This is a genomic window from uncultured Roseovarius sp., assembly GCF_913054395.1.
Classification (GTDB): Bacteria; Pseudomonadota; Alphaproteobacteria; order Rhodobacterales; family Rhodobacteraceae; genus Roseovarius.
Genome location: NZ_CAJXIP010000131.1, coordinates 1 through 9,204 on the forward strand (window position 1 = coordinate 1; position 9,204 = coordinate 9,204).

Consider the following 9,204-nt stretch of genomic DNA (forward strand, 5'->3'; position numbering starts at 1 on the left):
CAAGGCAGAGGCGCTGGCCCGCGCGGCTGCGGTCAAACGCGCCGACGCCGAAGAGAGCCTGCCACCGCTGCGCGAGGAGGAGGCGATTGCGGCCGCGATCCTGCAGCGTTTTGTGGTGCAGCGCGATGCCCTGTCCGATCAGGAAGCGCAGGCCCGCCAGAGCATCGAGCGGCTGAACAACCGGATCCAGCAGCTCGGCAATGACATTGATCGCGAAACTGGCCTCAACAAGGACGCGGGCGAGACCATCGAACGGCTGGAATGGGAAAAGCGGGAACTCGCCAAGGCGGGCGAGGGCCACGAGGACCGCATGGAGGAAGCCGCAGAGCTGGCCAGGGACTCTGCCGTGATTCTGCAGACGGGCGAGGATCACCTGTCGCAGGTGACAGAAGACGTCGCCCGCCTCGCCGCCCGCCACCAGTCGGCGCAGCGATCGGTCGAGGATTGCCGCCGCGCATTGGACCGGGCAGAGGCAGAAGGCACACGGGCTCAGGCGGCCATGGGCCTCGCGCGGGAGGCGCTTGCCGGGTCGGAAGAGGCGTTTGAAACGGCCGTCGAAGCCGAGGAAGAGGCGCGGGACGCGGCGGAACTGGCCGAAGAGGCTCTGGCCGAAGCGGATGAACTGCGCACCCAGACGCAGGCGCATGAAACCGAGGCCCGGGCACAGCGCTCCGAGGCCGAAGGCGAGCTTGGCGCCCTGCGGGCCGAAGTCACGGCGCTGGCGAAACTGGTGGAACGCGACACGGCCGAGGGGGGGCAGGTCATGGATGACCTGCGGGTCACGCCCGGCTATGAAAAGGCGCTTGGCGCGGCTCTGGCCGACGACCTGCGGGCGCCATTGGCCGAGAGTGACGGCCCGACGGGCTGGCTCCATCTGCCTGCCTATGCCCGTGACATGCCGCTGCCGGACGGGGCCGATCCTCTGGCCAAGTTCGTGGACGGCCCGGATGCGCTCTGGCGCCGGATTTCGCAGATCGGCGTGGTCGATCCGGACAGCGCGGCGCGCCTGCAGCCGAGCCTGCAGCCGGGGCAGCGGCTGGTTTTGGTGCAGCCACAGCGTTTTCGACATCTGCCTTAACGATGCGACCTCGGGGGCCGGAGCCCTGCAGTGTTGCCAGATCCAGACCTTTGTCTGCTGCTATACGGCGGGCAAGGGGCGATGCAAAGATGCGGGTGCCATCTGCCGCTGCCGGTGCCGCCGGGGCCGCGGCGGGCGCAGGGGCGGGCGCCGATACAACCTGGGTTGTCACGGTTTCGCCCCGGCGGCTGACCCGCACGTTGAGCGTGTCATCCTCGCCATATTCACGCTTGACCGATAGTTCGGTCAGATCGTTTTCATTCAGCAGTTCTGCCAAGGCCTTAATGAAGGCCACATCCGATTCATACGTATTATTTGACATCAGGTTCCTCGACCAAAAGCGATGATGCCCGACACGGGCCCATGGCATTCGTTTTCGCCGCTTATAGGCTAAGCTGTAGCCCGAGAAAAGCAGCCATTTGCCCCCCTACATGGACCTTTTGGGTCAGGATTGCGAGGGAGCGGCCTTAAATCTAGGCAAACTGGCGCCTTTCAGAGGGGCATGCCCGAAAGTTTCGCAACAAGCTCGGCAAGCTTGCGGGCCTGAAATTTTTCCAGAAGCCGGGCGCGATAGATCTCGATCGTGCGATAGGATAGCCCCAGCTCAAGCCCGATTTCCTTGGAGGTCAGCCCCCGGCAGGTCAGGATCGCCACCTCGCGCTCGCGCTGCGTGAGGGGCACGAGCGGGCGTTCCTCCGAGAGATCGGAAAATGACCAAATGCCGCGCTGGAACGGGGTATCGGGGGTCACCGACTGACCGCGGACCCGGCACCAGAACAATGTTCCGTCGGCGCGCTTCATCACCCGCTCGTCGGCATAACGCCCGGTCTTGCGCATGATCGCAAGGCTGCGTTCGCCAATCCGGCGGTAATCCTCGATCGAGGGGTAAAACCGCGCCAGCGGAACGCCGGGATAGGCCGCGGGCGTGTCGCCAAAGATCGCGGCAAACTGCTGATTGCACTGCCGGATGATGCGATGTTCCAGCACCGCAAGCCCCACGGGGGCATGATCGAAGGCAAGCTCTTTGATCTCCATCCCGCCTTTATGCCCTGCCGCGCGCGGCGCTCCAAGGGAATTGCGTGGATATTCACAATTGATGCCGGGCGCCGGGAATGGTTTGATACAGGCCTGTGAACAAGGGGCGGAGCGGATGAACATCGGTGTCTGGCTGGATCGTGCGGCGCGTAAAGGCCCCGAGTGGCCCGCAATCTATCTGGGTCAGGAATGCCTGGCCGATTATGCGGGTTTTGACGCGGACGCGCGCAGGCTCGCGGGGTGGCTTGTGGGCCAGGGGATCGCGCCGGGCGACCGGGTGGCAATCTTCATGGCCAATAGCCCGGCCTATCTGATCGCGCTTTACGGGGTATGGTACGCCGGGGCCGTCGTGGTGCCGATCAATGCCAAGCTGCACGCCGCCGAGGCCGCCTGGATCGTGAAGGACGCGGGCGCGCGCATTGTGCTGGCCAGCGGTGCTTTGGCGCAGGATCTGGGCGATACGGGCGCACGGGTCATGGACATGCACGAAGGCGATGCTCTGGAGACGGCGCCCATTGGCGACATCACGACGCGTGCGCCGGATGATCTTGCCTGGCTGTTCTATACATCCGGGACCACCGGGCGGCCCAAGGGGGTGATGATCACCCACCGGATGCTTGTGGCGATGTCGCTCAGCTATCTGGCGGATGTGGATGCGGTAAGCCCGCAGGATGCCACGCTTTATGCCGCCCCGATGAGCCATGGCGCCGGGCTTTATGCGATGGTTCATGTGCTGCGCGGCGCGCGCCATATCTGTCCGGTGTCCGGCGGATTTGACGAGGCCGAAATCCTCGACCTCGCGCGCCATCATGGCCGGGTGCATATGTTCGCGGCGCCGACGATGGTGAAGCGCCTGACCGCCCATGCGCGGGACTTCGGCGCATCCGGTGAGGGCCTGCGCAGTATCGTCTATGCCGGTGGGCCGATGTATCTTGCCGATATCATCGAGGCGGTTGATCATTTCGGCGATATTTTCATCCAGATTTACGGTCAGGGCGAATGTCCGATGGCGATAACCGCCTTGCCGCGCACGGATGTCAGCGACCGAAGCCACGCCCGTTGGCGCGAGCGTCTTGCCTCGGTCGGGCGCGCGCAGTCGGCGGTTGACGTGCGGATCGGCGATGGCGAGGGCCGCGCGCTTGCCTTTGGACAGGCGGGCGAGATCATGGTGCGCGGCGATGCCGTGATGCCCGGCTATTGGCAGAACCCTGACGCCACTGGAAAGGCCTTCGCGCGGGGCTGGCTTTTGACCGGCGATGTCGGGGTGATGGACAAAGACGGCTATGTGACGCTTCAGGACCGTTCCAAGGACATGATCATCTCGGGCGGCAGCAATATCTATCCGCGCGAGGTGGAAGAGGCGCTTTTGACCCATCCCTCGGTGTCCGAGGTCTCGGTCGTGGGGCGCGCCGATCCTGAATGGGGCGAGGTGGTGGTCGCCTTTGTAGTGCCCGAGGTGGGGGCACGGGTTGAAGAGGGGGCGCTGGACGCGCATTGCCTTGAGCGTATTGCCCGCTTCAAGCGGCCCAAGCGATATGTCATGGTAGACGAGCTGCCGAAAAATAATTACGGCAAGGTTCTGAAAACCGAGCTGCGCGCGCGTCTGGATGCCTAGGGTTTGCCTGTGAAATATCTCAGGGCCTTTTCGACGCAGAAGAAAATGCGCCGACTTGCGTTTGAGGGCCAAACGCCTTAGATGCGCCCCATGCGGTCGCAGCCTACCCGCTCAAAACAAGGGTTATATATGGATACCATCGTCATCTGCTCGGGCGGGCTCGATTCCGTGTCGCTCGCGCATAAAGTTGCTGCTGAACAGAATCTCAAGGGGCTGTTGTCCTTTGATTACGGTCAGCGTCACTCCAAGGAGCTGGAGTTTGCCGCCGCCTGCGCGACGCGTTTGGGCGTGGCGCATAGCATCATCGATATTCGCGCGATCGGCGCCGCGCTTGGCGGTTCGGCCCTGACCGATGATATTGCTGTGCCTGACGGGCATTATGCCGAAGAGACGATGAAAGTGACCATCGTGCCCAATCGCAACGCGATCATGCTGACCATCGCCTTTGGCATGGCGGCGGCGCAAAAGGCCGACGCGGTGGCGACGGCGGTGCATGGCGGCGATCATTTCATCTATCCCGACTGTCGGCCGGGCTTTATTGAGGCCTTTCAGGCCATGCAGGATCAGGCGCTTGACGGTTATGCCGATATCCGCCTGTACACGCCCTACGTGACCGGGTCCAAGGCCGATATCGTTACCGATGGCGCGGCCCACGGCACGCCCTTCGCGCAGACATGGTCGTGCTACAAGGGCGGCGCACATCATTGCGGGCGTTGCGGCACCTGCGTCGAGCGGCGCGAGGCATTTCATCTCGCCGGAGTGATTGATCCGACGCAATACGACGACCCGGCCTTCTGGTTGACGGCTCTGGCCGAGAGGGAAGAGTGATGTATCGGATCAGCAAGGAATTTCATTTCTCGGCCTCGCATCAGCTCAAGGGCTTGCCAGAGGATCACCAATGCGCGCGCCTGCACGGGCACAACTATATCGTCGTGATCGAATTGGCCTCGAGAGAGCTGAACGCACATGGTTTCGTGCGCGATTACCTCGATCTGGCGCCGCTCAAGCGCTATATCGACGACACGCTCGATCATCGCCACCTGAACGATATTCTTGGGGATGATGGCGTCACCGCCGAGCGGATGGCCAAGCATTTCTATGATTGGGCGCATGCCCGCTGGCCCGAGGTCTCGGCGGCAAAGGTCAGCGAGACACCGAAAACATGGGCGGAATATCGTCCGTGACCAACGAAGAGACACTCCGCATCGCCGAGATTTTCGGCCCGACCATTCAAGGCGAAGGGGCGCTGATTGGCGTGCCGACGGTTTTTGTGCGCACTGGCGGATGTGACTATCGGTGTAGCTGGTGCGACAGCCTGCATGCGGTGGATAGCGCATATCGCGACACCTGGACGCCGATGACGCCAGAGGCCGTGATGGCCAGGATCGAGGCCCTGTCCGGCGGTCAGCCCTTGATGGTCTCGCTTTCGGGTGGCAATCCGGCCATTCAACCACTGGGCGGGTTGATCCGGATGGGACAGGGCAAGGGATATCGGTTTGCCCTGGAAACCCAGGGGTCTGTTGCGCGGCGCTGGTTTCGTGATCTTGATATGCTTGTGCTTAGTCCCAAACCGCCCTCAAGCGGGATGGTGGTGGATTGGGATATTTTCGCGCAATGCGTCGCGGCGGCAAACGGTGCGCCGAGCGTTCTCAAGATCGTGGTCTTTGATGAGGTCGATTACCAATGGGCCCGAGAGGTTGCCGGGCGTTACCCCGATCTTCCGGTCTATCTTCAACCGGGCAATCACACGCCACCGCCGCCGGACGATGACGATGCCGTGGTCGACCAAGAGGGTGTTGATGCGCGGATGCTTTGGCTTGTCGACCGGGTGATCGGGGATCGCTGGTTCGGCGCAAAGGTGCTACCGCAATTGCATGTAATGCTTTGGGGCAACAAACGCGGTGTTTGACAGGAGAAACCCGGATGAGCGACGAAACGATCTATAGCAACCTCAAACAGTTGGGTGGTGCCACCGTGGTGCCGCAGAGCCCGGAAGAGGCGGTGCTTGAACGGGTTCAAAACCCGCAGGCGGATGTGGCCTATAACGTGCGCTTCACCGCGCCCGAGTTCACCTCGCTCTGTCCGATGACCGGCCAGCCGGATTTTGCCCATCTGATGATTGATTACGTGCCGGGTGAATGGCTGGTGGAAAGCAAATCGCTCAAGCTGTTTCTTGGCAGCTTCCGCAATCACGGCGCCTTTCACGAGGATTGCACCGTCAGTATCGCCCGTCGGCTGGTGGATTTTCTCGATCCGCAATGGCTTCGGATTGGCGGCTATTGGTATCCGCGCGGGGGTATCCCGATCGACGTGTTCTATCAGACCGGGCCGATGCCCGATGGTGTCTGGATTCCCGATCAGGGCGTGCCGCCGTATCGTGGGCGCGGCTGACAGGGCTTGGGGGCGGTTCATCCGTCCCTTGCGCGCTAGCCTCGCGAGGCGCGCACGCAAGGGGGCAAGGCGCTTTGCCGGTCAGCAGGGCACAGACCGATAGGTGCCATCGCCAACGGCATAGGCGCATTGGTTAGTGGCTGTGTTGCGTGCCACCAATGTCCCCGCTGCGGCCCCTGCGAGGGTTGTCAAGATGGTCCAGCCCGGATTGGCGTCAAAGGCCGAGGCCAGCAATAGCCCGCCCGCCGCGCCGATCACGCCACCCGTGAGTTCGCGGTTGCTTGGGGGCGCATCGCAGGCCGATAGCACCAGGGATGCCGCGCAAGCCAATGTCAGAAGTTGATGTCGCATGGTGGATCTCCCGTGAAAATGTCGGCAACCGTTTTGCCGCTCTTCTGAGACCAAGCATATTCCCAAGACGTCGAAGCGAGATTGATCCGTATCAACCACGGACAACGGGTGCTCTGCGCTCAGACCTCAGCCAGCAGCGGCGGGTGGGCGTGTGCCGTCGGCTTGGCCGGGTCGTCAACCGCGATGGCGGCGGACTCTTCATAGATCTGCGCCGGCGGTCCGATAGGGGCTCTTGCCTCTTTGATCACGGCCTCGAACAAGTGGCGCGGGGCTGCGCTTGCGGCTTTGCGGCGTGCCCGGTCCTCGGGTGCCGCACTGCGCAATGGGCCGTTATCGAGGGCGGTCGCGCGGGTTGTGGTGTCGGGGGGGTGAACGGAAAACACCGCACCCGGCGGTATGGGGCTTGAGACTGCCGATGCCGTGCCGGTGATCGCGGGTGTGATCGCGGTTGTGGTCTGTGCCGGTTCCGTCCTGCCTGGCGGTGTTGGGGCCAATGGCAGGATTGGCGATGAGATTGCGGTGAACATGAGTTACCTCGTCCAGGTTCGCCCCCGCATCCGATGTTAACGGATCCTTGCCAAAGTTCGAACTGATTTTGAACGATCTGGTTAACGGCGCCAGAAGAAACCCCCGCCCGGTAGGAACCGGACGGGGGCCATAAATGCGGCGCGTCTGAGCGGTGTCAGCCGCGGTTCATCCGGTTTTCGATCAGTTCGTCGACCACCGAGGGATCGGCCAGCGTCGAGGTGTCACCGAGGCTGCCAAAGTCATCCTCGGCGATCTTGCGCAGGATGCGGCGCATGATCTTGCCAGAGCGGGTTTTCGGCAGGCCTGGCGCCCATTGGATAAGATCGGGCTTGGCAATCGGGCCGATCTCGGTGCGGACCCATTTTTCAAGCTCCTTGCGCAGATCTTCGGTTGGCTCGACCCCGTTCATCAGGGTAACATAGGCATAGATGCCCTGACCCTTGATATTATGCGGATAGCCGACCACGGCGGCCTCGGCCACCTGTGCATGTGCCACAAGGGCGCTTTCGACTTCGGCGGTGCCCATGCGGTGCCCCGAGACGTTGATCACATCGTCAACCCGCCCGGTGATCCAGTAATAGCCGTCCGCGTCACGCCGACAGCCGTCACCGGTAAAGTAATAGCCTTTGTAATCCGAGAAATAGGTTTTCTCGAACCGCTCGTGATCGCCGAAAACCGTGCGCATCTGACCGGGCCAGCTATCCTTGATGCAAAGTACGCCTTCGGCCTCGGTCGTGGTGATTTCAACGCCTGATGTCGCATCAAGGATGACCGGCTGAACCCCGAAGAAGGGCCGCGTGCAAGAGCCCGGCTTGGTCGCGGTGGCACCGGGCAGGGGGGTCATCAGGTGACCGCCAGTCTCGGTCTGCCACCAGGTGTCGACAATCGGGCATTTGCCCTTGCCGACAACCTCATTGTACCAGTTCCAGGCCTCGGGGTTGATCGGCTCGCCCACGGTGCCAAGCACCTTGAGGTCGCTGAGGTCACATTTTTCGACAAAGGAATTACCCTGACCCATCAGCGCCCGCAGGGCGGTGGGGGCGGTGTAGAACTGGTTCACCTTGTGCTTTTCGCAGACCTGCCAGAAGCGGCTTGCGTCGGGATATGTGGGCACGCCTTCAAACATGATCGTGGTGGCCCCATTGGCCAGCGGGCCATAGACGATATAGCTGTGGCCGGTGACCCAGCCGACATCGGCGGTACACCAGAAAACATCGCCCTCGTGATAGTCAAACACCAGTTCCTGGGTCATCGAGGCATAGACGAGGTAGCCGCCCGATGTGTGCACCACGCCCTTGGGTTGACCTGTGGAACCGGAGGTGTAGAGAATGAAAAGCGGGTCTTCGGCGTTCATTTCCTCGGGCGGGCATTCCGTCGAGGCCGCAGCCATCAGGGCGGTGCAGTCGTAATCGCGCTCGGTCCATGTGGTCTGACCGCCGGTGCGCTTGACCACAAGGTTCTTGACCCGGTCATCGCAATGCAAAAGCGCGGCGTCGGTGTTGGATTTGAGCGCGGTCTTGCGCCCGCCGCGCGGGGCCTCGTCGGCGGTGATCACCACCTTGGCGTTCGATCCGTTGATCCGCGCGCCAAGGGCGTCCGGGCTGAAGCCGGCAAAGACGATGGAATGAATGGCGCCGATCCGCGCACAGGCCAGCATGGCATAGGCGGCCTCGGGGATCATCGGCAGGTAAAGCACCACCCGGTCGCCGCGTGTGACGCCCAGATCCTTGAGGACATTGGCCATCCGGCAGGTGTTGTCGTGCAATTCGCGGTAGGTGATGTGCTGCGCGGCCTCATTTGGATCATCGGGCTCCCAGATGATCGCTGTCTGATTGGCGCGGGTCGCAAGATGGCGGTCGATACAGTTGGCCGCGACGTTCAGCGTGCCGTCGGAATACCAGTTGATCGCGACATTGCCGAAGTCAAAGTTGACATCCTTGACCTTGGTGAAGGGCTTGATCCAGTCGATGCGCTTGCCATGCTCGCCCCAGAATGCCGCGGGGTCGTTGATCGAATCTGCATACATTTTCTCGTATGCCGCGGCGTCGATATGGGCGTTGGCCGCAAACTCGGCAGAGGGGGGATAGGTGGTATCGGACATGTTGGACCTTTTCGTTGGGGGCGATGACAAACGGATGCCCGCCCCCAACGAAAAAGCGATATGGGGCAGGCGATCCGGTTCAGATCGCCAGATATTCAGCGCGCA

General features: G+C 62.4%; 9 protein-coding genes and 2 pseudogenes. 6 read left to right on the top strand and 5 right to left on the bottom strand.

The genetic code is table 11. The annotated features are described in order from the left end of the window. Positions 1-1,051: pseudogene (locus QZ522_RS15115) on the top strand (chromosome segregation protein SMC); the annotation flags it as partial. Here the strand turns inward: QZ522_RS15115 and QZ522_RS15120 are convergent. Together QZ522_RS15120 and QZ522_RS15125 are read right to left on the bottom strand one after the other, a co-directional pair. Continuing rightward, positions 1,011-1,229: pseudogene (locus tag QZ522_RS15120) on the bottom strand (E3 binding domain-containing protein); the annotation flags it as partial. The pseudogenes QZ522_RS15115 and QZ522_RS15120 overlap by 41 nt on opposite strands. A 341-nt stretch (positions 1,230-1,570) precedes the next feature. Beyond that, positions 1,571-2,113 (bottom strand): PAS and helix-turn-helix domain-containing protein, encoded by a 543-nt coding sequence (locus QZ522_RS15125; protein WP_294613363.1) that lies wholly within the window; start codon positions 2,111-2,113, stop codon positions 1,571-1,573. Between the two features lie 115 nt (positions 2,114-2,228). Here QZ522_RS15125 and QZ522_RS15130 point away from each other — a divergent pair, with 115 nt between their 5' ends. The 5 genes from QZ522_RS15130 to queF all read left to right on the top strand — a co-directional run bounded on the left by QZ522_RS15130 (position 2,229) and on the right by queF (position 6,119). Next, positions 2,229-3,728: an AMP-binding protein gene (locus QZ522_RS15130; protein ID WP_294613365.1), complete on the top strand. Its 1,500-nt coding sequence runs from the start codon at positions 2,229-2,231 to the stop codon at positions 3,726-3,728. 129 nt (positions 3,729-3,857) lie between these two features. Next, positions 3,858-4,556 (top strand): 7-cyano-7-deazaguanine synthase QueC, encoded by a 699-nt coding sequence (gene queC / locus QZ522_RS15135; RefSeq protein WP_294613368.1) that lies wholly within the window; start codon positions 3,858-3,860, stop codon positions 4,554-4,556. Then, positions 4,556-4,912, top strand: coding sequence for a 6-carboxytetrahydropterin synthase QueD (queD, locus tag QZ522_RS15140; protein WP_294613372.1), 357 nt, complete (start codon positions 4,556-4,558; stop codon positions 4,910-4,912). Before queC ends, queD begins: the two co-directional genes overlap by 1 nt. Further along, positions 4,891-5,637, top strand: coding sequence for a 7-carboxy-7-deazaguanine synthase QueE (queE, locus tag QZ522_RS15145; RefSeq protein WP_294613375.1), 747 nt, complete (start codon positions 4,891-4,893; stop codon positions 5,635-5,637). Before queD ends, queE begins: the two co-directional genes overlap by 22 nt. Before the next feature lie 14 nt (positions 5,638-5,651). After that, positions 5,652-6,119, top strand: coding sequence for a preQ(1) synthase (gene queF / locus QZ522_RS15150; protein WP_294613377.1), 468 nt, complete (start codon positions 5,652-5,654; stop codon positions 6,117-6,119). Between the two features lie 81 nt (positions 6,120-6,200). On the opposite strand, the gene QZ522_RS15155 is transcribed toward queF, so the two are convergent. The 3 genes from QZ522_RS15155 to acs form a co-directional block, all read right to left on the bottom strand. Further along, positions 6,201-6,470: a glycine zipper 2TM domain-containing protein gene (locus QZ522_RS15155; RefSeq protein ID WP_294613380.1), complete on the bottom strand. Its 270-nt coding sequence runs from the start codon at positions 6,468-6,470 to the stop codon at positions 6,201-6,203. Positions 6,471-6,589: 119 nt separating this feature from the next. Then, positions 6,590-6,997 (bottom strand): hypothetical protein, encoded by a 408-nt coding sequence (locus QZ522_RS15160; protein WP_294613383.1) that lies wholly within the window; start codon positions 6,995-6,997, stop codon positions 6,590-6,592. A gap of 155 nt (positions 6,998-7,152) precedes the next feature. Next, positions 7,153-9,099 (bottom strand): acetate--CoA ligase, encoded by a 1,947-nt coding sequence (gene acs, locus QZ522_RS15165; protein WP_294613386.1) that lies wholly within the window; start codon positions 9,097-9,099, stop codon positions 7,153-7,155. Positions 9,100-9,204 lie beyond the last annotated feature (105 nt).

What these genes read in the sequence shown, in the direction of transcription:
- acs (WP_294613386.1), bottom strand. Translation starts at nt 9,099, where the DNA reads ATGTCCGATACCACCTATCCCCCCTCTGCCGAGTTTGCGGCCAACGCC.
- QZ522_RS15130 (WP_294613365.1), top strand. Translation starts at nt 2,229, where the DNA reads ATGAACATCGGTGTCTGGCTGGATCGTGCGGCGCGTAAAGGCCCCGAG.
- queE (WP_294613375.1), top strand. Translation starts at nt 4,891, where the DNA reads ATGGGCGGAATATCGTCCGTGACCAACGAAGAGACACTCCGCATCGCC.
- queC (WP_294613368.1), top strand. Translation starts at nt 3,858, where the DNA reads ATGGATACCATCGTCATCTGCTCGGGCGGGCTCGATTCCGTGTCGCTC.
- QZ522_RS15155 (WP_294613380.1), bottom strand. Translation starts at nt 6,470, where the DNA reads ATGCGACATCAACTTCTGACATTGGCTTGCGCGGCATCCCTGGTGCTA.
- queF (WP_294613377.1), top strand. Translation starts at nt 5,652, where the DNA reads ATGAGCGACGAAACGATCTATAGCAACCTCAAACAGTTGGGTGGTGCC.
- QZ522_RS15125 (WP_294613363.1), bottom strand. Translation starts at nt 2,113, where the DNA reads ATGGAGATCAAAGAGCTTGCCTTCGATCATGCCCCCGTGGGGCTTGCG.
- queD (WP_294613372.1), top strand. Translation starts at nt 4,556, where the DNA reads ATGTATCGGATCAGCAAGGAATTTCATTTCTCGGCCTCGCATCAGCTC.
- QZ522_RS15160 (WP_294613383.1), bottom strand. Translation starts at nt 6,997, where the DNA reads ATGTTCACCGCAATCTCATCGCCAATCCTGCCATTGGCCCCAACACCG.